The organism is Sphaerisporangium corydalis (assembly GCF_025506355.1).
Taxonomy (GTDB): domain Bacteria; phylum Actinomycetota; class Actinomycetes; order Streptosporangiales; family Streptosporangiaceae; genus Sphaerisporangium; species Sphaerisporangium corydalis.
Genome location: NZ_JANZYP010000062.1, coordinates 39,179 through 63,114 on the forward strand (window position 1 = coordinate 39,179; position 23,936 = coordinate 63,114).

At 72.1% G+C, this 23,936-nt stretch carries 17 protein-coding genes; 9 read left to right on the forward strand and 8 right to left on the reverse strand.

Annotated features, from left to right (window positions below; all coding sequences use genetic code 11):
- Positions 1-112: 112 nt before the first annotated feature.
- From NYZ98_RS32255 to NYZ98_RS32265, 3 genes are all read right to left on the reverse strand, one after another.
- Complete coding sequence (locus NYZ98_RS32255) at positions 113-1,372, reverse strand: nucleotide sugar dehydrogenase (RefSeq protein ID WP_262847380.1); 1,260 nt, start codon at positions 1,370-1,372, stop codon at positions 113-115.
- 168 nt (positions 1,373-1,540) lie between these two features.
- Positions 1,541-2,290: an SDR family NAD(P)-dependent oxidoreductase gene (locus tag NYZ98_RS32260; RefSeq protein WP_262847381.1), complete on the reverse strand. Its 750-nt coding sequence runs from the start codon at positions 2,288-2,290 to the stop codon at positions 1,541-1,543.
- Positions 2,291-2,387: 97 nt separating this feature from the next.
- Positions 2,388-3,380: a pirin family protein gene (locus tag NYZ98_RS32265; protein ID WP_262847382.1), complete on the reverse strand. Its 993-nt coding sequence runs from the start codon at positions 3,378-3,380 to the stop codon at positions 2,388-2,390.
- 277 nt (positions 3,381-3,657) lie between these two features.
- Here NYZ98_RS32265 and NYZ98_RS32270 point away from each other — a divergent pair, with 277 nt between their 5' ends.
- On the forward strand, positions 3,658-4,344 hold the full coding sequence (locus NYZ98_RS32270) for a hypothetical protein (RefSeq protein WP_262847383.1): 687 nt from the start codon (positions 3,658-3,660) through the stop codon (positions 4,342-4,344).
- A 17-nt stretch (positions 4,345-4,361) separates the two neighbouring features.
- Complete coding sequence (locus NYZ98_RS32275) at positions 4,362-7,760, forward strand: AAA family ATPase (RefSeq protein ID WP_262847384.1); 3,399 nt, start codon at positions 4,362-4,364, stop codon at positions 7,758-7,760.
- Between the two features lie 45 nt (positions 7,761-7,805).
- Here NYZ98_RS32275 and NYZ98_RS32280 read toward each other — a convergent pair whose 3' ends face one another.
- Positions 7,806-9,347, reverse strand: coding sequence for an aldehyde dehydrogenase family protein (locus NYZ98_RS32280; protein WP_262847385.1), 1,542 nt, complete (start codon positions 9,345-9,347; stop codon positions 7,806-7,808).
- A 554-nt stretch (positions 9,348-9,901) separates the two neighbouring features.
- Here NYZ98_RS32280 and NYZ98_RS32285 point away from each other — a divergent pair.
- Positions 9,902-10,687, forward strand: coding sequence for a TNT domain-containing protein (locus tag NYZ98_RS32285; RefSeq protein ID WP_262847386.1), 786 nt, complete (start codon positions 9,902-9,904; stop codon positions 10,685-10,687).
- 95 nt (positions 10,688-10,782) lie between these two features.
- Here NYZ98_RS32285 and NYZ98_RS32290 read toward each other — a convergent pair whose 3' ends face one another.
- The 4 genes from NYZ98_RS32290 to NYZ98_RS32305 all read right to left on the reverse strand — a co-directional run bounded on the left by NYZ98_RS32290 (position 10,783) and on the right by NYZ98_RS32305 (position 14,243).
- Positions 10,783-10,911, reverse strand: a complete 129-nt coding sequence (locus NYZ98_RS32290) for a hypothetical protein (protein WP_262847387.1) — start codon at positions 10,909-10,911, stop codon at positions 10,783-10,785.
- 59 nt (positions 10,912-10,970) lie between these two features.
- Positions 10,971-11,939: a HesA/MoeB/ThiF family protein gene (locus NYZ98_RS32295; RefSeq protein ID WP_262847388.1), complete on the reverse strand. Its 969-nt coding sequence runs from the start codon at positions 11,937-11,939 to the stop codon at positions 10,971-10,973.
- Between the two features lie 278 nt (positions 11,940-12,217).
- Complete coding sequence (locus tag NYZ98_RS32300) at positions 12,218-12,868, reverse strand: cupin domain-containing protein (protein WP_262847389.1); 651 nt, start codon at positions 12,866-12,868, stop codon at positions 12,218-12,220.
- Positions 12,869-12,914: 46 nt separating this feature from the next.
- Complete coding sequence (locus NYZ98_RS32305; RefSeq protein ID WP_262847390.1) at positions 12,915-14,243, reverse strand: MFS transporter; 1,329 nt, start codon at positions 14,241-14,243, stop codon at positions 12,915-12,917.
- A gap of 235 nt (positions 14,244-14,478) precedes the next feature.
- Here NYZ98_RS32305 and NYZ98_RS32310 point away from each other — a divergent pair, with 235 nt between their 5' ends.
- The 6 genes from NYZ98_RS32310 to NYZ98_RS32335 all read left to right on the forward strand — a co-directional run bounded on the left by NYZ98_RS32310 (position 14,479) and on the right by NYZ98_RS32335 (position 23,644).
- Positions 14,479-15,321, forward strand: a complete 843-nt coding sequence (locus NYZ98_RS32310) for a site-specific recombinase (RefSeq protein WP_262847391.1) — start codon at positions 14,479-14,481, stop codon at positions 15,319-15,321.
- Positions 15,322-15,627: 306 nt separating this feature from the next.
- The gene (locus NYZ98_RS32315) at positions 15,628-17,034 is read left to right on the forward strand and encodes an SWIM zinc finger family protein (RefSeq protein WP_262847392.1); all 1,407 of its coding nucleotides are present in this window, start codon (positions 15,628-15,630) and stop codon (positions 17,032-17,034) included.
- Complete coding sequence (locus tag NYZ98_RS32320; RefSeq protein ID WP_262847393.1) at positions 17,031-18,653, forward strand: DUF5691 domain-containing protein; 1,623 nt, start codon at positions 17,031-17,033, stop codon at positions 18,651-18,653. The genes NYZ98_RS32315 and NYZ98_RS32320 overlap by 4 nt, the downstream gene beginning before the upstream one ends.
- Positions 18,654-18,708: 55 nt before the next feature.
- A complete protein-coding gene (locus tag NYZ98_RS32325; RefSeq protein WP_262847394.1) occupies positions 18,709-19,773 on the forward strand; it encodes an AAA family ATPase in 1,065 nt (354 codons plus the stop codon).
- A gap of 118 nt (positions 19,774-19,891) precedes the next feature.
- Positions 19,892-22,219: a DUF5682 family protein gene (locus tag NYZ98_RS32330; RefSeq protein WP_262847396.1), complete on the forward strand. Its 2,328-nt coding sequence runs from the start codon at positions 19,892-19,894 to the stop codon at positions 22,217-22,219.
- A gap of 207 nt (positions 22,220-22,426) precedes the next feature.
- Entirely contained in the window at positions 22,427-23,644 is a 1,218-nt protein-coding gene (locus NYZ98_RS32335; protein ID WP_262847395.1) for a VWA domain-containing protein, read from the forward strand.
- Positions 23,645-23,936: the final 292 nt, after the last annotated feature.

The window sequence follows — 23,936 nt, forward strand, 5'->3', positions numbered from 1 at the left end:
GAATGCCGCCGGGCGCACTCCTTGACAGTTCTTTGCGTATTCTCACGCAAGCCGGTTCCGCGGCCCTGAATGGGTCGGGAAACCCCGGGCGCGCGGCGGGCCCGCCGGTCCGTCAGATGCGTTCGACGTTGGCTCCCCGGCAGCGGTTCCGCGTGTCGAAGACGAGGGCGCTCGCCCGGGCCACCAGCTCGTAGTCGAAGCGGTCGTGGTCGGTGAGGATCAGCACCGCGTCCGCCCGCGCCAGCTCCGTCGCCGTCAGCTCGGCCATCTCGACGTCGAACGGCAGCGAGCACGTCTCGATGTGCGGGTCCGCCGCGCGCACGTCGGCGCCGAGCCGGCGCAGGGCCTTCACCACCCCGATCGCGGGCGACTCCCGCAGGTCACCGGTGTTCTTCTTGTAGGCCAGGCCGAGCACCAGGATCCGGCTGTCCTTCACCGGCTTGCGCCGCTCGTTCAGCGCGAGCGTCAGGCGGTGCACGACGTGGTCGGGCATGTGGTCGTTGATGTCGTTCGCCAGCTCGACGAACCTGAAGGTGTGCCCGAGGCTGCGCTTGACCTTCCACGACAGGTAGGACGGGTCGATCGGCAGGCAGTGCCCGCCGACGCCGGGTCCCGGCGTGAACCGCATGTAGCCGAAGGGCTTGGTCGAGGCCGCGTCGATGGCCTCCCACACGTCGATGCCGAGCTGCCCGGCGAAGATCGACAGCTCGTTGACCAGGGCCACGTTGACATGGCGGAACGTGTTCTCCAGGAGCTTGGACAGTTCGGCCACCCGGGGTGAGGAGACCGGGACCGCGTCGTCGACGATCCGCCCGTAGAACGCCTGGACCTTCGCCAGGGACGCGGCGTCCACCCCCGACACGATCTTCGGGGTGTTCTCCAGGCGCCAGCGCTCGTTGCCGGGGTCGATGCGCTCGGGGCTGTAGCCGAGGTGGAAGTCCCCCGGCGTGCGCAGCCCCGAGCCCTCCTCCAGCACCTGCCGCAGGTACTCCTCGGTGGTGCCGGGATAGGTGGTGGACTCCAGCACGACGGTGACGCCGGGCCGGATGAACGCGGCCAGCGACCGGCCCGCGTCCGCGACGTGCCGCAGGTCGGGCACCCCCTCGTGCAGCGGCGTCGGCACCGTGACCACACCCACGTCGAAGCCCTCGGCGTCCGCGTAGGCGGTGGTGGCGTGGTAGCGGCCGGTCCTGAGCGCGGCGTCGAGCGCCTCGTCGCCGACGTCCTCGATGTAGGTCTCGGCGGCGTTCAGCCGCTTCACCCGCCACGGGTCGACGTCGATCCCGACGACGGTGAAACCGGCCCGCACAGCGCGCATCGCCAGCGGAAGGCCGACATATCCCTGCCCGACGACGACAACCTTCTCGTCCATTCAATTCACTCGCGGCATCGACACATTCGCCGACTTTAGTTCCTGGGCCCGCTCGAAGCGCTCATTCGATCGCGGTCTCCGCGTGTCGGCCGGAATGGGCGCCGCGTTTATATGCCATGCTCCGGGAAAACCCGGAGAATTCCCGGCGTTCGGATATCGGCGAACCTTTCAGCGGCCGATGAGCGCCGACACCCGGGCGACCACACCGCGGGGAATGTACCTCGACACTCCCACGATCGCCTTGTATCGGGGATCCGGCACGCTGACCGGCAGCCCGCGTGCGAGGTCACGCATGGCGGCGCCGGCCACACGGTCGGCCGACAGCCACATGAACCCGGGGATGCCGGAGGTGTCGATCGCCGCCCGCTCGTGGAACTCCGTTCGCACGAAACCCGGGCACAGCGCCATGACCCGGACGCGTGGCTCCGGGACCTGGGCCGCCAGCGACTCGCTGAAGTTGACCACCCACGCCTTCGACGCGCTGTAGGTGCCGTGCGCGAAGAACGCCGCGACCGAGGCCACGTTGATCACACCGCCCCGGCCGCGCGCCCGCATGGCCGGCAGCGCCGCCATGGTCAGCCGGAGCACCGCCTCGCAGTGCACGCGCAGCATCGTGACCTCGTCCTCGACGGGCACGTCGAGCGCCGCGCCCGTGTGGGCGAAGCCCGCGTTGTTGACCAGCAGGTCGACGCCCTCACGCAACCGCTTCTCCACCGCCGCGACGCCCTCCTCGGCGGACAGGTCGGCGGCGAGCGCGTCGGCCCGCACGCCGTACCGGTGGTACAGCGTGTCGGCGGTCTCGACCAGGCGCTTCTCGTCGCGGGCGACCAGGACCAGGGAGAATCCGTCGGCCGCCAGTCTGCGGGCGAACGCGGCGCCGAGCCCGGCGGTCGCGCCCGTGATCAGTGCGGTAGGCATGCACGCAGACTAGCGACCCCGCCCGGCGCGCGCGCCCCGGGAGGAGTGCGGCAGGGGCGCCCGCGCCCGTGAGGCGCCGGCGCCGTCCGCCGCCGGGTCAGATGGTCTCGTCGCGGGTGGTGCGGTGCGGCATCCTCTCGGCCGGGACCACGCCCATGCGGCCCGCCTGGAAGTCCTCGAACGCCTGCACGATCTCGTTCCGGGTGTTCATCACGAACGGGCCGTACCGGGCGATCGGCTCCCTGATCGGCAGCCCGCCGAGCACGAGGATCTCCCAGCCCTGGGCGCTGGCCTGCGGCTGGGCGTCCGCCGCGCGCAGCGTCAGCGCCTCGCCGCGCGGCCCGAACACCGCGAGCTGCCCCTCGTCCAGCGCGGTGCCGGAAGGGCCGGCGGTGCCCCGGCCGCTGAGCACGTACACCAGGGCGTTGAAGTCGGCCGGCCACGGCAGGTCCAGCCGGGCCCCGGGGGCGACGGTGGCGTGCAGGTAGGTGATCGGCGTGTAGGTGACGCCCGGCCCCTCGTGCCCGGCGAGCGAGCCCGCGATGACGCGGACCAGCGAGGAGCCGTCCTCGCTGGAAAGCAGCTTCACGTCACCTCGATTGATGTCCTGATAGCGCGGCGGGACCCACTTCTGCGCCCGGGGGAGGTTGACCCAGAGCTGGACGCCGTGGAACAGGCCGCCCGAGGCGACCAGCTCCGGCGGCGGCTGCTCGATGTGCTGCAGCCCGGACCCGGCCGTCATCCACTGGGTGTCGCCGTCGGCGATCAGGCCGCCGCCGCCGGTGGTGTCATGGTGCTGGAAGGCGCCGTCGATGATGTAGGTCACCGTCTCGAAGCCGCGGTGCGGGTGCCAGGGGGTGCCCATGGCCTCGCCCGGCGCGTACTCCACGGCGCCCATGTGGTCGAGCAGGAGGAACGGGTCGGCCAGGGAGAGGTCCGCGCCGGGGAAGGGGCGCCGCACGGCGAAGCCCTCTCCCTCCAGGTGGTGCTCGGCCGTGATCACGCGGGCGACCGGCCGCCAGGCCGTGGTGGCCTCGGGCAGTCGCGGGAGCCTCGGCAGGGTGAGGGTGTCAGCGGTAACGGCCGGCATGGGGAGCCCTTCTTTCTGGCCTTGGTGCGCACCGCCGGGATGACCTCTCCGGCGCGGTGTGGCATCGTGGGTACGACGATACTCCGCACAACAGAAGTTGATGATTCAACTATTCCCGGGATGCCTCACCTCGGCGTGTGTAACAAGACGAGCCCATTTTCCGGCAAGATTTGGTCAAGATTTCCAAAATCGTTTGAGGTGGCCGGGCCTCCGAAAGCGGGCACAACAACCTTGTTGACCGCAAAGCGGAGGTAAGGCCCCTGTGGAGAGAGCGCGGGTGGGCTCTCGGCTGATCTCGGCGGCGATGACCGCTGTCATGGTCGCCGGGCTGGCCGGTTGTGGTGGTGCCGATTTCACGTACGTCATGGGCAACGACGGGCAGAGCTACTTCAAGGTGCCCGCCACCTGGCAGAAGGTGGACCAGAAGGCCCTGGATCAGAAGATCTTCGGCGACATGACCTCCGCCACCTCCCAGGTGCGAAAACAGCTCTCCTGGACGGTCGGCTACGACGGCTACGACAGGCCGTCCGCCGACCACCTGCTCGCCGCGGGCGGCGGGTCCGACGAGCCCTTCGCCTTCGCGATGGTCTCCACACTCACCGAGTCCGAGCAGAACTCGGTCTCCTTGGACGTCCTGCGCAACGCGGCGATGCTGCCGGTCGTGGTGGACCAGGACGTGCGCAAGCAGATGGAGGAGACCGCCGCCTATCCCTTCAAGTCATTCGAACTCCTCAGCGACGAGGTGCTGCCACCCAAGGACGGCGTGCGGGGCGTCCACGTGGTCTACAACTTCAAGGTCCTCGGAGGTCCGGTGCAGACCTTCGACCAGACCGCCTACCTCGCCGCGGACGGGACGCGCGTCTCCGTTCTCCTCATCCGATGCTCGGCCACGTGCTACCGGAGCCGGAGCGCGGAGCTCGACAGGATCGCGCAGTCCTTCAAGGTCAAGCGAATTCCCGGGTGACCGGGTGAGGAGCCTCGATGACACACGTCCCCGCGTCTGAGCGGCCGCCCGCGGGCCTGCGCGCTCCCGACTCCGGGCCCGACTCCACCACCAGGCGCACCATGGCGTTCTGGGACCGGATCAAGATCCTTATCGTCCTGCTGCTCGCGTTCTTCATTCTGGTCTGGCATGACATGGCGTCCTTCGAGGGGATCATGCCCTTCGGTGATGCCCTCAGGGAGATCACGGCCGGTCGCGCCGGTTCGATCATCCTGACGATCATCGTGCTGGAGGGGCTGCGGCAGCTCCACTTCCTGATGAGCGAGCGGTCCCCCTCCTACCACCGGTTCTGGAGCACGAAGGTCTTCGCCGGCTTCGAGGGGTGGACCCGGCGCAGGTTCAGCGACTGGAACCGCTACCGCATCGCCAGGGCGCTGAAGTGGGTGTTCTGGATCGCGCTGCTGGCGCTGGTCCTGGGGCAGATCCTCGACGTCTCGCCCCTGCTCGCCCTGTTCCAGGCGCCCGCGCTGCTCTGGCAGGTCCTGCCGTACGGGCTGCAGCTCGCGTTCGGGTTCTTCTTCGTCATCGTCCAGTTCGTCGGCCTGTTCTGGTTCATGTCCAGAGGCGGCGTCGAGACCTACTTCCCCGACGACATCAAGACCCGCTTCGACGACGTGTGGGGTCAGGACCACGTCGTCGAGCGCGTGAAGGAGAACATCGTCTTCCTGGAGAGGCCCGACGAGATCGAGGCCAAGGGCGGCTACGTGCCGAGCGGCCTGCTGCTGTGGGGCCCGCCCGGCACCGGCAAGACCCTCATGGCCGAGGCGGTCGCCGGCGAGACCGGGCGGCCGTACGTCTTCGTGGACCCCGGCGCCTTCGTCAACATGTTCATGGGCATCGGCATCCTGAAGGTGAAGTCGCTGTTCAGGAAACTGCGCAAACTGGCCCTGAGATACGGCGGGGTGATCGTCTTCTTCGACGAGGCCGACTCCCTCGGCAAGCGCGGCGCGCTCGCCCAGCAGGGCCCCCCGGGAGGCGGCGGGTTCGCGACGGGCGCCCCGTTCCACACCGACGGCTGCCACGGCTTCGGCTACCTGTCGGACGACACGCGCGCCGTGCTGACCCGGCGGGCGCTCGGCGCCGCACGCGCCGAGGCGCCCGGGGGAGTGCGCGACCGGGTCGTGTCCCCGATGGGCGGCATGATGGGCAGCGGCGACCAGGGCACCCTCCAGGCGCTGCTGACCGAGCTGTCCGGGCTGAAGAAGCCGCGCGGGTTCCTCAACCGGTACGTAAGGCGGCTCCTAGGCATGCGGCCCAAGCCGCCGCCGAAGTACCGGATCATGGTCATGATGGCCACCAACATGCCGAACTCGCTCGACGAGGCGCTGCTGCGGCCGGGCCGCATCGACCGCATCTACAAGGTCGGCTACCCCTCCAAGCCCGGCCGCGTCCGCACCTACCAGGGCTACTTCGACAAGGTCCGCCACGAGCTCACCGCCGCCCAGCTCGACAAGCTCGCCACCATCACGCCGTACGCCACGGGCGCCACCATCAAGGACCTGGTCAACGAGTCGCTCATCACCGCGATCCGCGCCGGGCACGAGGTCATCACCTGGGCCGACGTGATGACCGCCAAGCGGCTCAAGCAGCTCGGGCCGCCCGAGGACGTCGAGTACATCGAGCGGGAACGCCACGCCGTCGCCGTCCACGAGGCCTGCCACGCCGTCGCCGCCTACCGCACCCGCCAGCACCTCGAGATCGACATCGCGACCATCGAGAAGGGCGCCGACTACCTCGGCATGGTGTCCAGCATCAAGCCCGAGGACCAGTTCACCCGCTGGCGCAGCGAGTACGAGTCCGACATCATCGTCTCGCTCGCCTCCCTGGCCGGGGAGCGCATGTTCTTCGGCGAGGACAACTCCTCGGGCGTCTCCGGCGACCTGGAGAGCGCCACGATGGTCACCGGGCTCATGGAGGCCTACTGGGGCATGGGCATCGGCGTCGCGTCCCTGTCGGCGTTGCAGCAGCTCGGCATCCGCGACGGCAAGGCCGCCCCGCCGTCGCGCGGGCCCGGCGGCATCGGCTACACCCAGGAGCCGACCGCCCGCCGCGACCAGATGACCCCCGACATGCTGGCCGAGCGCATCGAGTTCAACCTCGCCCGCCTGCTGGAGAAGACCGAGGAACTGCTGCGGGAGAACCGGCGCGAGGTGCTGTCCGTCGCGCACGCGCTGGAGCAGTACAAGACGCTCAACGGCGACGACGTGATCGCGGTGATCGACAGGACGCGCGGGCCGCTGGTCGACGGGTCGATCTACGCCTCGGAGGAGTTCTACGAGGAGCTGGAGGCCTACCACGAGCTCGCCGCCGACGCGCACCGCACGCACAGCACCGTGACCTCCGGGCTGCCGCAGCCCCGGCCGGTCCGGCTTCCTGTGCCCGTCATCGCCGGCCAGGTCGTCCAGCAGCCCGGTCCGTACGGCGGCCCCACCTATGGCGCCCCGACCTACGGCAGCCCGTACTACCCCGGCCCCGAGGACGCCCCCACCACTCCCGGCGCATCTGGAACGCCCGGGTTCTCCGGCGCGCCCGAGTTCGTCAGCGCGCCTGGGACGGCCGGTGGGCCGGGGACGGCCGACTGGCCCGGGACCGCCGGTGGGCCCGGGACCGCCGGTGGGCCCGGGACGGCCGGTGGGCCCGGGACGGCCGGTGGGCCCGGGACGGCCGGTGGGCCGGGATTCGCTAACGGCTCGTCGGGGCTCGCCTCCGTGGACGGTCCCGCCGTCGGCGGTCCGGCTGTCAACGGGCCTTCCTTCAACGGTCCCGCTGTCAACGGTCCCGTGTCCAACGGACCCGCCTTCAACGAACCCGCCGACGCAGCCGCCGTCAACGGACCCGCCGGCGGTCCTGTTGTCAACGGTCCTGGGGCGGCGGTCGCCGGGAGCCCCGGGGGGCCGGTTCTCGTGTCCCCTTCCGCCAACGGGGGCACCGCGCCGGAGTTCATCCCGTGGAGTCCCGAACGCCCGCCGCCCGCGCAGGTGCCGCCGCCCGCGTACCCCGAGCCCGTCGTCCTGGAGCGCCCGTCGCGGCGGCCCCTGGTGATCGCGCTGGCGTCCGCCGCCGCCCTCGTGCTGTTCGTGCTCGTCGGGGTGGCCGTCTTCGGCGGCACCCCGGCCGAGGGGGCGGAGGCCGCGGCGACCCCGTCCACGGGCGGGATCGTGGCGCTGATCATCGTGGCGGCTCTGGTGCTGGTCGGCGGCTGCGTGGCCGTGGTCGCGATCAGGAACCAGCAGGCCGGGCGGAGCAGGGCCGAGGAGTCCCGGGACCGGGCCGTCGAACGGGCGCAACTGCTCGCCGCGGCCATGGACCCCGAGACGGCGATGCGCCTGCTCGGCTACGACGGCAGAAACGGCCGAAACGACCACCCCGCCCCCTGACCGAAGGGACCACGACCCCCGCTCTCCGGGGCGGGGCTCGGGTCGTCAGAGGCGGAACTCCAGGTCGGGGATGATCTCGGCGACGTCCATCTGGGCCTTCTGCAGGCGGCCCGAATAGTCCCAGTTCAGCGCCTGCCAGCGGGTGAACTGGTCGAGCACCCACACGCCGGACTGCCGGCTGCCGTTGCCCGACTTGCCGTTGCCGCCGAACGGGAGGTGCGCCTCGGCCCCCGAGGTGGAGTTGTTGACGCTGACCATGCCCGCCCCGATGCCGGCCCGGAACCGGAACGCCGCCTTGGGGTCGGTGGTGTAGATCGACGACGAGAGGCCGTAGCCGGGCCGGTTGGCCAGCTCGATGGCCTCGTCCAGGCTGCCGAACGGGGTGACGCCCACGATGGGGCCGAACGTCTCCTCCAGGAACAGCCGGTCCCGGGGGCGCACGTCGTCCACGATCACCGGGTGGTAGTACAGGCCGCCCGCGCCGTCGAAGCCGCCGCGCGGGTTGTCCCCGGTGATCCGGCCGGTCGGCCCGGTGAGCACGGTGTGGTGCGGCTCGATCCAGCCGAGGTAGTCCTCGAAGCGCTCGGCGAAGCGGTGGTCGAGCATCGGCCCGTACAGGACCTCGCCCACCGGGTCCCCGACCGTCGCCTCCCGCACGGCGCGCGCGTACCGGGCGGTGAACTCGTCGTGGACCGAGCGGTGCACGAGGACGGTGCCGAGTGAGGTGCAGCGCTGCCCGGCCGTGCCGAACCCCGAGAACAGCGCGCCCTCCACGGCCAGGTCGAGGTCGGCGTCGGGCATGACGACCATCGGGTTCTTGCCGCCCAGCTCAAGGCAGGGCGACTGGAGGTGCCGCCCGCACAGCGCGCCGATCTCCCGCCCGACGGCGGTCGAGCCGGTGAAGCCGACCTTCTGCACGTTCCCCTCGGCGAGCGCGGTGTCCAGCCCGGCGAAGGTCGACGGCCCGTCGGCGAACACGACGTTCAGCACCCCGTCCGGGAGCCCGGCCGCCGCGAACAGCCGGTACAGCGCGTGCGCGGACGCCGCCGCGTACTCGGCCGGCTTCCACACCACCGCGTTGCCGCACAGCAGCGCGGGCACCAGGTACCAGCTCGGCACCGCGACGGGGAAGTTCCCCGCCGTGATCACCGCGGCCACTCCGACGGGCACCCGGAAGGTGAACAGGTTCTTGTCCGGCATCTCCGACGGCACGGTCTGCCCGTACAGCCGCCGTCCCTCGCCGAGGAAGAAGTCGCAGGTGTCGACGATCTCCCTGACCTCGCCCAGCGCCTCGGCGTACGGCTTGCCGATCTCGTCGGTGACCAGCCGCGCGAGGGTCTCCGCGTTGGCCTCGACCAGCCGGCCGATCGACGCGATCACCCGGCCCCTGACCGGCGCGGGGACCCGCGCCCACTCGCGCTGGGCCGCCGCGGCCACACTGCACGCCCAGGCGAAGGAGGCGTCGCCCGCGAGCTGCACCCGGGCCACGGTCTCGGCCGTCCTCGCCGGATTGATCGAGTCGTAGGTCGAGGCGTTGGCGTCGTCGGCGGCCTTGCCACCGACGACGGAGACGATCTGGCGGGTCACCGTTGACCTCCTCGCATGGGCACTTGCCTGCATTCTTCCGCCTGAGCCGAGCTTTCCCCAACACGGGCCCCCGGCCACCTCCGGCCGCCCCGCGCGTCCTCGCCCGGCCCCGGCCCCGGCCGCCTCGCGCGTCCTCGCCCGGCCTTGCCCCCGGCCGCCCCGCTCCGTCCGTCCTGGGGCGGGATGTCCGCCGTCCGGTGCGGACTGCATCGAATCGATTGGTGTGGCTTGGCGCACGAAATCATCCGCCGGGCAGCCATATGCCGATTGTGTCGAACATGCACAATTGAATACCCCTTTTAGCGTTTGATTTTGTTCTTTCCTTGCTTCACCCGCACAACTCCTGATCAAGAAGCGGGTACGCACGCATCGATCGCTCCGATCACCGTGGAATCGAGCCCGCTTTCCGTGGGTGCCCGGTCGCGGGTCGCCGTGGAAACGGCGATATCTCGCCTCGGTGAAAAGGGCGGATCCCGTCAAAGGCGCCGTCTCTTGTGATTCGTCGAGCACGAGGCCGCCCCGCAATCCGGATTTGTGACTATCAGGAGGATCCATTGCGAAATTTTCGCCGACGCGCGTCGCTGATCGCCGCCATCGGCATCGTCACCGCTTCTCTGACCGGGGCCCCGGCCCAGGCCGGTGCCCGAGGGGCCGCCGGCCCGCCGACCGCCGCCGCGACGGCGACGGGAGCCGTGCGGGCATCAAGCGTCCCCGCCTGGTCCGCGGACGCTCACGCGCCTGCCGTCACGAAGCGTCACGATCCCGACGGGCCCGTCTGCGCCGCGCCCTACGTCAACGAGGACCAGCGGCTCGGGCCCAAGAACCTTCCGAAGGAGGGGGTGCTGGGCAGGATCCTGCGGGGCTACGTGCCGCTCGGCGGGATACCGCCGCAGAGGTTCCTCGACCGCTACTGGAACTGGGAGGCCGCCGCCTACCGCTATCCGCCCGACTTCGGGTTCGGCCACGCGGGCGGCTACTCGAACGGCAGGGTGCTGGTCGCCGGGATGACGCTTCGCGTCGGTGAGAAACTCGACCGCTTCGGGGGAGAGAACGGGTCGTTCCTGTCGCCGCTCGGCACCCCCTACGCCGAGCGCGCCATTCCCCCGACCAACCTCACCACCTTCCCCACCGCGCCGCAGTACCCCTGCGGCTACCACGCGTACAGGGTGATCAGGGAGTTCGCCGTCGACGTCGGCCCGAGCGCCGCGGCCTTCCAGCAGCCGGGCGGCGGCAACCAGTACCACCTGGTCAGCAGGTACGTCCCCGAGGCACCCCAGTCGCGTGACGAGGTATCGGTGATCTGGCTGGTCGACAACGGCTATCTGAGCCGCCTCAACTGACCGCCACCGCCGCCCCCGGACCGGCGGGCAGGGAGCCCACCCGTGCTCCCTGCCCGGCCCCCGCCGCCCAGGCGCGCCGGTGGCGGAGGACCGGGCTAGCTGTTGGAGTTCCCGCTGTAGGTGTTGGTGGTCTCGATCTTGTCCAGCAGACGGATGGAGATCTTCGCGGCGGGGGAGTCGGTCTCGCCCGATAGGTTCTGCGTCTTGTGCTCGGTGTCGTCCACGGTTTCCTTCTTTCCACCTGGTGCTCGGTGTGACCTATATGGGTGCGGCGGGAGTCCGGTCAGGGGGCGGTGGATCCCGCTCCTGGCCGGAGGTCCCCGCAGACGGGACAATCGGGGACGGCCGGGTGCCGCGCGTACACATGCTGGTCCGGGGCGACCAGGTTGACCCCGGTGACGTAGCCCCCGGGGACGGCCGGGATCCCCGTGACCAGCGAGATGATCGCCTGGGCCGTCAGATGGCCGGACACTCCGGCGGACGGGGCGATCACCCCGGGACCGCCCAGGTCGACGGGCACCCCGGGCGGCAGGGTCAGCTCGATGCCCGCGCTCAGGCACTCGTAGCAGGGACTGCCCGGGTCGAACACCCCCACACTGACCAGAGGGCCGCTGTACCCGCCGACCGCCCAGGGCACCTTGGCGGCCCGGCACGCCCGGTTGGCCCAGACCCGGATGCCGCCCCGGCCGCCGGGCTCGTCCGCGCACAGCGCGAGGGCGTCGAAGCCGCGCACCAGCTCCGCCAGGTCGTCCTGGCACTCGACGGTGCGCCGCTCGCCGGTGATGGCGAGCGAGGAGTTGACCTCGGCGAGCCTGGCGACGGTGATCTCGGCCTTGGCCCGCCCGATGTCGGACTCCCGGTACAGGACCTGCCGCGTGAGGTTGGACAGTTCCACCACGTCGCGGTCCACGCAGTGGATCCTGCCGACGCCGCAGGCCGCGAGCGCCCAGGCCACGTGGCTGCCGGTCCCGCCGAGGCCGAGGACGAGCACCCGGGAGTGCTTGAGCCGGACCTGCGCCTCCCAGTTGTGGGCGCGGGGGGTCAGGTCGACCCGGCGGAAGAAGGCGATGTTCCTGGAGTACCGCTCCTGCTCGGCCGTGCTGAATTCGTCCGGCGGCGCGGCCGCGGCGTCCTCGACGTATCCCGAATTCAGGAGGAGTTCCACCACCCCCGACGCGCTTACGGCGGTGAGTTCCGGGAACGTCTCGCGAAGTCGGTCGATGACTTCCGGCGGCGTGAGTGTGCCGTCCATGGCGACAAGTGCGGCCCAGGCCAATCCATCGGGATCGGCGATTTCGGCTGCGATCCCATAAATGGATCCGCCTATCCGTACCCTGCCGTCTCCGTATCTGTGGGGGTGATGCTCGACCTTCACTCGCGGCAACCGCACGGCGACCTCGGGTAATCAGAGCAGATCTGATACGAAGATAGTGAATGGAATGATTCGCTTATGTCAACGCTATTTTACGGTAGTACGTTCCATGGTGCGGGGTTTGATAAATATTTGTCACATTGTGTTCGAAAGCCTGGTCAGATGGCGGTGAAGTCGGCGAAGTCGAAACCGGGGGAGACCACGCAGCTCACCAGGACGCCCTCCGAACCCGCAGGATAGGCCGCCTGCCAGGTTCCCGCAGGTACGAGGGCCTGCGGCACCTGCCCGCCCTCCACATCCGGCCCGAGCGTGACCGTCGTCCCCGCGCCCTGCCCGCCCGGAAGGTCCGCATCGGGACGGTCGCCCGTGCCGCCGAGGAGGAGCGTCAGCGGGCCGCCACGGTGCCAGAACCACACCTCGTCGGACCTGACCACATGCCAGACCGACTCCTCGCCCGGCTGGAGCAGGAAGTAGATGCCCGTCGCGCTCTGCCGTTCCCCGCCGTACCCCGGGGGCTCGAAGCCGACGGCCGTCCGCCACGTCTCGCGGTACCAGCCGCCCTCGGGATGGGGGAGCAGCTCCAGCGCCTCCGCGACCACCGGGCGCCGCTGGACCGCCACGAACACCCCGCGCACGTCCCGCCGCAGGAACCTGAGCCGACCGTCGTCGTCCACGGCCACGACGGGCTCCGGCCCGGTGAACGCGGCGTTCGCGACGCGCAACGCCTCGGCGTCGTCGGTCGCGGGCAGAGACGGGCCCTCCGGGTAGGCGTCCAAGGTCATCAGCAGCACGCCGTCGATCCTAGTCACGGGCCGCCGGTGCTGGACGCGTCGCGGGCCGCCGGTGCCGGACGCGTCATGGGCCGCTGGTGCTGGACGCGTCACGGGTCGCCGGTGCCGGACGCGTCATGGGCCGCCGTCGTTCGCCCGGTACGGAGGCGAGATGGCGCACTCCCGGCACGGCGAGCACGACCGAGCTCGCGGCGACCTGCCAGACCGCACCCAGCCCCAGCAGGGTCGCGGTGCCCACCACGGAAGCCACCGGCCCCGCCGCCGCCAGCCCGGCCGGGCCGAGGACGAACGCCCCCACGGTCGTCAGCGAGGTGATCCGCGCGATGACCTCTGGCGGTACGTGCCGCTGGTTCGTCGTGGAGTAGAGCGCGCCGCAGACCGCCGAACCCACGCCCGCGACCAGCGCGGCGCACGCGATCGGCGCGGTGGGCAGTCCGGCGGCGATGGCACCCGACGGCAGCGCCCACCCGAACGTGGCGACGGTCGCGACGACCAGGGGACGGCGCGGCGTACGGCCGCCCATCATCGCCAGACCGCCCGCCACGGCGCCGGCCCCGTAACACGCCATGATCACGCCCCAGGCGCCCGCGCCGCCTAAACGCTCATGCGCGACGACCGGGCCGAGCACCAGGAACGGCGCCCACACGAGCATGTTGAACAACGCGAACTGCAGCGTCGTCACCCACAACCACGTCCTCCCCCGGAACTCCACCCACCCTTCCCAGACCGCCCTCACCCCACGCGCCCGGGTTCCGTCAGGCGGCAAGCGGTGAGGGCGGGCGTCCCCGGGGAGGCGCAGCAGGGCCAGCGCGACGACGCTCACCGCGTACGTGCCCGCGTCCAGGGCCACGACGAAGCCGGGCCCTGCCACGGCGACGGCCACGCCCGCGATCGCCGGCCCGGCCACCGACGCCGTCGACTGGGCCAGCCCGACCAGCGCGTTGGCGTCCTGGAGCCCTGCCTCACCAGAGGCGCCCCCGGCCGCCACCCTCGGGACCAGGGCGCCGCGCGCCGGCGCGTAGAACGCCTCGCCCGCTCCCCATATCGCGACGAGCACGACGAACACCCAGGTCGATGGCCGGCCGGTGAGCAGGGTGACCGCGAGGACCGACTGGGTCGCGAAGCGCAGCACGTCGGAGGCCAGCATGACCCGCCGGGGCCCCAGCCGGTCGGCGACCACACCGCCCACGAGCAGGAACACCACCATGGGGACGATGCGCGCCGCCATCGTGTAACCGAGCTCGGTCTGGCCGCCGCCCCCGTCCAGCACCGCGAACGCCACCGCCAGCGTCGCCATCGACGAGCCGAGCATCGACGTCGCCTCGCCGATGAAGAACAACCGCAGATCGCGATGCGACAGGGCGGCCACCCGCCGGGTCCACTTCCTCGTCATGGTCCACCACCTTGCGAGGTGGCGGGACGGCTTTCAATGCCACGACTGAGGAAAGTTGAGTCCCTTTACTGCAGGACGCCTTCCCAGGTCCGCAGAAGCCCTTCACCCCGTTCGCCTGCCCTTTCCCAGCAAGCTACACTCGACCACTGTGCAGTACCCCTCCCCTTTTACTGCGGCAACCCACCCCGCTGAGGAGCACGTCACCCCTGTCGGCGAGCCAGGCGGGGCGTCGTCCGTGGCACCCGTGGAGTACGCCGTCGCGATCGAGCAGTACCTGTCCACCCTGCGTCTCGGGGAGGCATCGCGCCGCGTCTACCGCATAGCGCTCGCGACCTGGGCCTGGCCGCTCGTCGGCCGGACCCCGCCTCAGGGGAGGGCGCGCCGCGGCGCGGTTCCGCCCATCGTGCCGCTGGCCCTGCTCGACCGCCCCGACGTCGCCGAGCGCCTGCGTACCGCCCTGAGCGAGCGCGCCACGGTCGCCGACCCGCGCACCCTCGGCCGGGAACTGTCCATCCTGCGCGGCGCGCTCGGCTGGTGGCGCATGCGCGGCTGGATCGCCGCCGACCCGCTCCTGCGGCTGCGTCCCCCCGCGATACCGGCGGCCGGTCCTGCCGTGCTCTCCCCGGAACAGGTGGAGATGGTCTTCGACCTGCCGGCCGGCCTGCGTGAGCAGACGTGCTGGCGGCTGCTGTACGAGACGGGCGCGCCCATCGAGCGCGTCCTCGCCCTGAACGTCGACGACCTCGACCTGACGCGGCGGCGCGTGCGGAACGCCCCGGACGTCCGCTGGCGGGCGGGCGCCGCGAGACTCCTGCCCCTGCTCCTGCTCGGGCGCACCTTCGGGCCCGTCCTGCTGACCGAACGGCGCGCCGCGCCCGCCACCCCACCCCGCGACCGATGCCCCGTCACCGGCCGGGGCCGCCTTTCCTACCGCCGCGCCGCCGAACTCTTCACCGACGCCACCCGCGCCCTCGACCCCACCGGCCACGGCTGGACCCTCCGCCACCTACGCTCCACCGCCCACGCCCACCAGACCCTCGCCCCGGCCCGCCAGGACGCAGGCCGGTCCCGCCGCTGAGCCGGCCGGCGGCGAGCCGCCGGCCGTCGACACCGCAGCGGGCGGGCTCGCCCAAGGGCGGGGGCCTCCGCACGTCCGCCACCTCCGGGCGGCGCCGCCCGGAACGTCGACCGCGGCGGGTGGCCCGGCGCCCGCGATCGAAGATCATCACAGGTGCTTCACGGTGCCATCGCCGGGTCGCGGGATCGGCGATCGCCGCAGGTGTTCCGCGCCTTCCGAGCCGCGGTTCCCCCACGTGTCGCGACGTTGTCCACAGATGCCGGCGAGGGGCCGATTTTGTCAGAGGCCCCCGCTAGTCTGCCGGTCGTGATCGAACGTTGGAGCCGTGATCAAGTGCTCGCGCTCGCCCCCGACGCCTCTTCCCAGAAGGGCGCGCAGGGCGTGAGTTCGCCGGCGAAGTGGTCGGCCCTGGGTGTCATGCCCGACGTGCTCTGGGGAGAGTGCAAGGGCAGTGGCGCCTCGCCCTACCGCGCGTGCGTCGATCTTGGCGAGCCCGCCTACCGCTGCGACTGCCCGAGCCGGAAGTTCCCGTGCAAGCACGCGCTCGGCCTGCTGCTGCTCTGGTCGGCCGACGGCGTGCCCGCCGTCGTGGACCCGCCTCCCTGGGCCGCCGAGTGGCTGGAGCAGCGGCGCGCCCGGGCCGCCAAGGCGGCGGCCGTGAGCGAGTCCGGTGACCCGGTGGCGTCCCACGAGACCGCCACGGCCGAACGCCGCGAAGCCGCCTCCGCCCCCACCGACGGCGCCGGAGCCGAGAAGCGCGCCGCCCAGCGCGAGGAACGCGTCGCGGCGGGGCTGTCGGAGCTGGAGCGATGGCTGGCCGACCAGATCGGGCAAGGTCTCGCCGGAGCCCGGCAGAACGCCCCCGTGCAATGGGAGGAGCTGACGAGGCGCCTGGTGGACGCCCAGGCACCCGGAGTCGCCGGGGCCGTCTCCCGGCTGCCCCGCGTGCTGGCCGGGGAAGACTGGCCCGCCCGCCTCCTCGGTGAGTACGGCCTGCTCAACCTGCTCGCCGTCGGCTACCGCCGCGCCGGCGAACTGCCCGCGCCGCTTCGCGAGACCATTCGTTCCCGGGTGGGCTTTCCCTCCTCGCGCGAGGAGGTGCTCGCGTGCGAGCCCTTACGTGACGACTGGGACGTGCTCGGGCGGCGGGACGAAGAGCAGGACCGTCTGGTCTCCCGCCGCGTCTGGCTGCGGGGGCGGGTCAGCGGCAGGTTCGCCCTGGTGCTGTCGTTCGCGCCGACCGGTCAGGCCCTGGACGCCTCGCTCGTCACCGGCACGTCGGTCGACGCCGATCTCGCCTTCTATCCCGGCGCGTCCCCGCTTCGCGCGCTGGTGGCCGTCCGGCACGCGCCGGTGGCGGCGGGGCCTCCGGTGGGGGGCGGGGTCCGCGCGGCGCTGGCCGAGGTGGCCGCCGCGATCGAGGGAGATCCGTGGCTGGAGTCCTGGCCGGTGGTCCTGAGCACCGTCATCCCCGCGAGACGCGACGACCACTGGATCCTCGCCGACGCGACCCCACCGCAGGAGGCGCTTTCTGGGGAGCGGGGGGAGGCGACTGGGGTGGAGGGGATCTCGTTGTACCCGTCGGGCGATCCTCCGTGGCGGCTGCTCGCCGTCTCCGGGGGGCATCCGGTGACCGTCGCCGCCGAATGGACGCCGCGGGGGCTGCGTCCGCTGACGACCTGGGACGAGGAAGGGCAGGTGGTGGTGCTGTGATCACGGCCGAGGAGTGGGAGCGGCTGGTGTCGGCGGCGCTGGTCGGCACCGATCGCCGCCCGGTGCCCGACCTGCTGGGGCAGGCCGCGGCGCACACGGCCGGGGCGCGGGCGGGTCAGCGGCTCCACAGGGGCGAGCCGCTGCCCACCGCGTCTCCCGAGGAGCAGCCGCTGGTCCCCCGCGTGGCGGGCGACCGGGCGGCGCGCATCCTCGACGGGGAGCAGCCACGGCTGCTCCCCGAGTGGCTGGAGGCCGCCGCCTCCTGGGGTTACCGCCTCCCGCCGAAGCTCGTCCCCCGCGTGCTCGACCACGGCGCGCGAGATCGGTCGCTGCGGTCGCCCATCGGCGTTCTGGCGGGGGCCAGAGGCCGATGGCTGGCCAGGCTCAACCCCACCTGGACCTACCTGCTGGAGGAGGCGACCAGCCACATGACCACCGGCCAGACACCCACCTCCGCACCTCCCGGCTCCACGACCCCCGCCGGCTCCGCCGTCCCCACGAGTACCCTCACTCCGCCCGGTGCCGCCACGCCCGCCGTTCCTGCGGGTTCCGGGACTCCTGCAGGTACCGTCGCGCCCGCCGGAGTGCCGGTCGCCCCCGGGACTCCGCCTCCGGACGGTTCGGCGCACCCTTCCTCCGTGGAGATGGCGCCGGGCGAGGAGGGGGACGTGGAGACGCATCAGCTCTGGGAGTTCGGGACGCGGGGCGATCGGCTCTCCTACCTCCGGAGCCTGCGGGCCGCCGATCCGGCGAAGGCGCGGGCGTTGCTGAAGCGAGGCTGGGACAAGGAGTCGCCCGAGGACCGGGCGGCGTTCGTCCACGCGATGGCCGACGGCCTGTCCATGGCCGACGAGCCGTTCCTCGAAGCCGTGCTGGACGACCGGCGGCGCGAGGCCAGAAGCCAGGCCGCCGACCTGCTGACCAGGCTTCCCGACTCACGCCTCGGCCACCGCATGGCCGAGCGTGCCGCCCGGTGCCTGACCCTGGCGGGCGAGCGCCTGCACGCCGAGCCTCCCGAGACCTGCGACAGCGCCATGGAGCGTGACGGGGTCCGTGCGCGCGCGCCGGGCGGCACCGGCCAGCGGAGCTGGTGGCTCCAGCAGGTCGTGGCCCACACCCCGCTCGCGTTCTGGACCGAGCACCTCGGCCGCACGGCCAAGCAGATCGTCGCGCTGAACATCGGCGAGTGGGCGCGGGAGGTCAGGCTCGGCTGGGAACGCGCGACGGTCCTGCAGAACGACGCCACCTGGGCGCGGGCCCTGTTCGCCGTCGAACCGCTCACGGATCTGCTCGCCGTCCTCCCGCCGGCCGAGCGCGCCGACAAGGCCGCCGAGCTGGTGCACGACCAGCCCGTCGACGGCCAGCTCATCATGATGCTGGGCGGGGTCCCCGCCCCTTGGGGGCCGGCGCTGGCGAAGGCCGTGCTGGAGAAGATCCTCGACACGGCGGGACGCCAGCCGTGGAACCTCGGTGAGCTGGTACGCCTCGCGGGCGAACGGGTCGATCCCGCCATGCACGAGGCCGCGGGCCGGCTGTCACCCGAACCGCCCGTCCAGGAAGTGGCCGCCACGCTGCGGTTCCGCTTCGACATGCTCGCGGAGCTGGAGCCGCACCCGTGATCATTCCTGCTTCGACGCACCATCCCCTGGGCCGACTACGCGAGAGCGAGCCGATATGACCGTCCTGCGTCCGCACGCGGAAGACCAGTACGCCGACGAGCTGGCGATCCTGGCCAAGTCCGACGACCGGCCGAGGCCGCCCGGCTGGAGGCTGTCGCCGTGGGCGGTGACCACCTACCTGCTCGGTGACGGCCACCAGATCACCCCCAAGTACGTCGGACCCCGCCGCATCGTCGAGGTGGCCGTCGCCACGCTGGCCACCGACCGGGCCCTGTTGCTGCTCGGCGTGCCCGGCACCGCCAAGACCTGGCTCTCCGAACACCTCGCCGCCGCGATCAGCGGCGACTCGACGCTGCTGGTCCAGGGCACCGCCGGCACGGCCGAGGAGGCGATCCGGTACGGGTGGAACTATGCCCGGCTGCTCGCCGAGGGACCGTCCCGGGACGCGATCACCCCAAGCCCGGTGATGCGCGCGATGGCCGAGGGCCGCCTGGCCAGGGTGGAAGAGCTGACCCGCATGCCGTCCGACGTGCAGGATGCGTTGATCACCGTGCTGTCGGAGAAGACGCTGCCGATCCCGGAGCTGAACCAGGAGGTCCAGGCCGCCCGGGGATTCAACGTCATCGCGACGGCCAACGACCGCGACCGGGGTGTCAACGAGCTGTCGAGCGCCCTGCGGCGGCGGTTCAACACGGTCGTGCTCCCGGTCCCGGCCACCGCCGAGGAGGAGGTCGAGATCGTCTCGCGGCGTGTCGTCCAGCTCGGCCGATCCCTGGAACTGCCCCCGACGACGACCGGCATGGAGGAGATCCGGCGGGTCGTCACGGTGTTCCGCGAACTGCGTTCCGGGATGACGGCCGACGGCCGGACGACGGTGAAGTCACCGAGCGGCAGTCTGAGCACCGCCGAGGCGATCTCGGTGGTGACCAGCGGCATCGCGCTGGCCGCGCACTTCGGCGACGGGGTCCTGCGGCCGGGGGACGTGGCGGCCGGCATCCTCGGTGCCGTCATCCAGGACCCGGTGTCCGACCGCGTGGTCTGGCAGGAGTACCTGGAGACCGTCGTCCGCGAGCGCTCCGACTGGCGCGACTTCTACCGGGCCTGCCGCGATGCCTCCTGACCGGCCACAGAACCCGCCCGCGCCCACGGCCCCGACGAGCCCGAGGCCGGGGCGGCCGGAGCCCGAGGTGCTGGTGCTCGGGGTGCGGCACCACGGGCCGGGGTCGGCGCGGGCCGTGATGGCCGAGCTGGAGCGGTCGCGGCCGGACATCGTGCTCATCGAGGGACCGCCCGAGGCCGACGCGCTGGTCGCGCTGGCGTCCGATCCCGACATGGAGCCTCCCGTGGCGCTGCTGGCCCACGTGCCGGGCGAGCCGTCGAGGGCGGCGTTCTGGCCGTTCGCGGCCTTCTCCCCCGAGTGGCAGGCGATGCGGTACGCCGCCCGCGCCGGCATCCCCGTCCGCTTCTGCGACCTCCCCGCCACCCACAGCCTCGCGGACCGCGGCACCCCCTCGGCCCCTCCGGACCAGGGCACTCCCTCCGCCCCTCCGGGGCAGCCGGGGCGGGTCGTCACCGTGGACCCTGATCCTCCGGCAGCGGTGGACACGGAGAGCGGGACCGATGAGGGTGGGGACGGTGATGGTCCGGAATCTGCGGACACGGAGGGCCGGGCCGATGAGGGCGGGGCCGGTGAGCGGGTGGTGCATCGGGATCCGATCGGTGAGCTGGCCAGGGCGGCCGGGTACGACGATCCGGAGCGGTGGTGGGACGACGCCGTCGAGCATCGCGGCGACACGCCCTTCGAGGTGATCGCCGAAGCGATGGCCGCCGTCCGGGAGGGGTACACGCCGCACGCCCACGAGGCCAGGCGCGAGGCCTACATGCGCAGGACCATGCGCACCGCGCTCAAGGACGGCCACCGCCGCGTGGCGGTGGTTTGCGGCGCCTGGCACGTGCCGGCGCTGCGCGAGCTGGGTCCCGCCGCACCCGACGACCGCCTCCTCAAGGGGCTGCCCAAGGTGAAGGTCGAGATGACCTGGGTGCCGTGGACGTACGGGAGGCTGGCCTCCTGGAGCGGGTACGGCGCGGGGATCACCTCGCCCGGCTGGTACGACCACCTCTTCGCCGCGCCCGACCGCCCGATCGAGCGGTGGCTCGCGGCGGCGGCCGCGGTGCTGCGCGAGGAGGACCTGCCGGTCTCCTCCGCCCACGTCATCGAGGGAGTCAGGCTGGCGCACAGCCTCGCCGTGGTGCGAGGCCGCCCGCTGGCCGGGCTGGGCGAGGTGACCGAGGCCGTGCGGGCGGTGCTCTGCGAGGGCGACGAGCTACCCGTGGAGCTGATCCAGCGCCGCATGGTCGTCGGGGAGCGCCTCGGCCGCGTCCCGGACGGCACGCCGATGGTCCCGTTGCAGCGCGACCTGCGCGATCGGCAGCGACGGCTGAAGATCCGGCCGGAGGCGCTCGAACGCGACCTCGATCTCGACCTCCGCAAACCACTCGATCTCGACCGCAGCCGGCTGCTGCACCGGCTCGGCCTGATCGGCGTCGAATGGGGCTCGCCGCGCGAGGCCCGCGGCAAGGGCACCTTCCGCGAGTCCTGGACGCTGGAGTGGCGCCCGGAGTTCGACATCGACCTGATCGAGGCGAGCGCGTACGGGACCACCGTCCCGGCCGCGGCGACCGCCAGGGTGCGGGAACTGGTGGACCTCGGATCAGCGCGTACGGCCCGGCACGCGGGGCACGGGCCGGCCGCGCGCTCCTCGCCGCGAACGCTGGCGGAACTCACGGGTGTCGCGGAGCGGTGCCTGCTGGCCGACCTGCCGGAGGCGCTGCCGCACGTCCTGTCCTCGATCTCCACCAGGGCGGCACTCGACAGCGACGTCACCCACCTGATGGCGGCCCTTCCGGCGCTGGTGCGCGCACAGCGGTACGGCGACGTGCGCGGCACCCCGGCGGACGGGCTGTCGGTGATCGTGAGATCGCTGCTGAGCCGCATCTGCGCGGGGCTCCCGGCGGCGGTCACCGGGCTGGACGATGACTCGGCGAGAGAGCTGCTGGGGCACGTCGACGCGGTCCACGTCTCGGTGGGCCTGCTGGAGTCCAGCAGGGACGGCTGGATGGCCGCCCTGCGGGGCGTCGCCGAGCGCCGCGACCTGCACGGGCTGATCGGAGGGAGGCTGACGCGGATCCTGCTGGACGCGGGCACGATCCCGTCCGATGAGGTGGCGCTGCGCATGTCCCGGTCGATGTCGGCGGGCAACCCGCCCGCGCGGGCGGCGTCCTGGGTCGAGGGTTTCCTGTCAGGAAGCGGTCTTCTCCTGGTGCACGACGCCGGACTCCTCGGCCTGATCGACACCTGGCTGACCGGTCTGACCGGCGAGGCGTTCGTCGACGTGCTCCCTCTGCTCCGCCGGACCTTCGGGGCGTTCGCTGCCCCCGAGCGCCGGGCCATCGGCGGCCGGATCTCCACGGGGGAGGCGGGCAGGGCCACCACGCCAGAAGCCGACCCCGACCGCGCGGCACCTGCCGTGCGCACCGTACTCACGATCTTGGGGAGCCCCTCATGAACGAACGGCCGCACGGCGGCGTCGCGACCGTTCGGCCCCCTGCCGGAGGGGCGGACCTCATGGACGTTGACCTAGGTCAGGGGGCACGCCGGACGTGGCGGATGCGCGGGCGGTCCTCTGCGGTCAGGGCGGTGATCATGGGCGTTGACCGAGGTCAGGGGGGCACGCGGGATGAGGGTGCGGTGTTCTGCGGGAGGGGTGGAGATCGTGGACGTTGACCGGGGCCAGGGTGCCGTGGGGGAGGCGGTGGACGAGCGGTTGCGCAGGTGGCGGCTGGTGCTGGGGGGCGACGCGGACGGGACCGGGCGGGGGCTGACCGGTAAGGACGGTCAGATGGACGCGGCCCTCGCGGCGCTCTACAACAGCGGGCGGGGCACGGGGGAGGGCGCCGGGGGCGGCGGTGACGCCGCGCGCGGCGCGGGCCTCGGCGGGTCGGCACCCCGGGTCGCGAGGTGGCTCGGGGACATCCGGTCGTACTTCCCCTCGACGGTCGTCCAGGTCATGCAGAAGGACGCCATCGAGCGGCTCAACCTCACCCGCCTGCTCCTCGAACCCGAGATGCTGGAGGCCGTGGAGCCCGACGTCCACCTCGTGGGCACCCTGCTCTCGCTCAACCGGGTGATGCCGGAGACGGCGCGGCGGTCGGCGCGGGTGGTGGTGGGGAAGGTCGTGGCCGACCTGGAACGCCGGCTGGCCCAGCGCACCAGGACCGCGCTCACGGGGGCGCTCGACCGGTCGGCGCGCAGCCACCGGCCCCGCAGGGTCGCCGACATCGACTGGAACCGCACGATTCGCGCCAACCTCAAGAACTACATGCCGGAGAAGAACACCGTCATCCCGTCCCGGCTGGTCGGGTACGCCCGCAGGCAGCGGGCGGTGATCCGCGAGGTCACGCTGTGCATCGACCAGAGCGGGTCCATGGCGGCGTCGGTGGTGTACTCCAGCGTCTTCGGGGCGGTGCTCGCGTCCATGCGGGCGCTCCGCACCTCGCTGGTGGTCTTCGACACCAGTGTCGTCGACCTCACCGACCAGCTGCACGACCCGGTGGAGCTGCTCTTCGGCACCCAGCTCGGCGGCGGCACCGACATCAACCGGGCCATCGCCTACTGCCAGGGCCTGATCACCCGCCCGGCGAACTCCATCTTCATCCTGATCAGCGACCTGTACGAGGGGGGCGTACGGGAGGAGATGCTGCGCAGGGTCGCGGCCATGACGGCGGCGGGGGTGCAGGTCATCGTGCTGCTCGCCCTGTCGGACGAGGGCCAGCCGCACTACGACCGCGACAACGCCGAGGCGCTGGCCGCGCTCGGCGTCCCCGCCTTCGCGTGCACGCCCGACGCCTTCCCCGGCCTCATGGCCGCCGCCATCGAACGCCGCGACATCGCCCAATGGGCCGAACGCACCCTCGCCATCCGAACAACCTGACCCCCACCATCCGAACGACCTGACCCCCATCACCAGCCCCACGGACGCGCCCCGCCAACGTGCCCCACGGGCTGGCCGTGAGCGCGGCGCACACGAGCATCGCGCCGAGCGGACGATGGACGGGGCGGGGTTCCAGCAGTCGCCGCACGGCAGATCCTGGTCCCTCATCCCCCGTCCTCGTCCAGAGGCTCAGGGGGTGGGCAGGGTCGTGGCGGGTGGGATTCGAGTCGTCGTTGTACGGCGCACCCCGTCCCCCTCCCCTGGGTGGGGGTGGGGGACTGTTGGGTTGGGG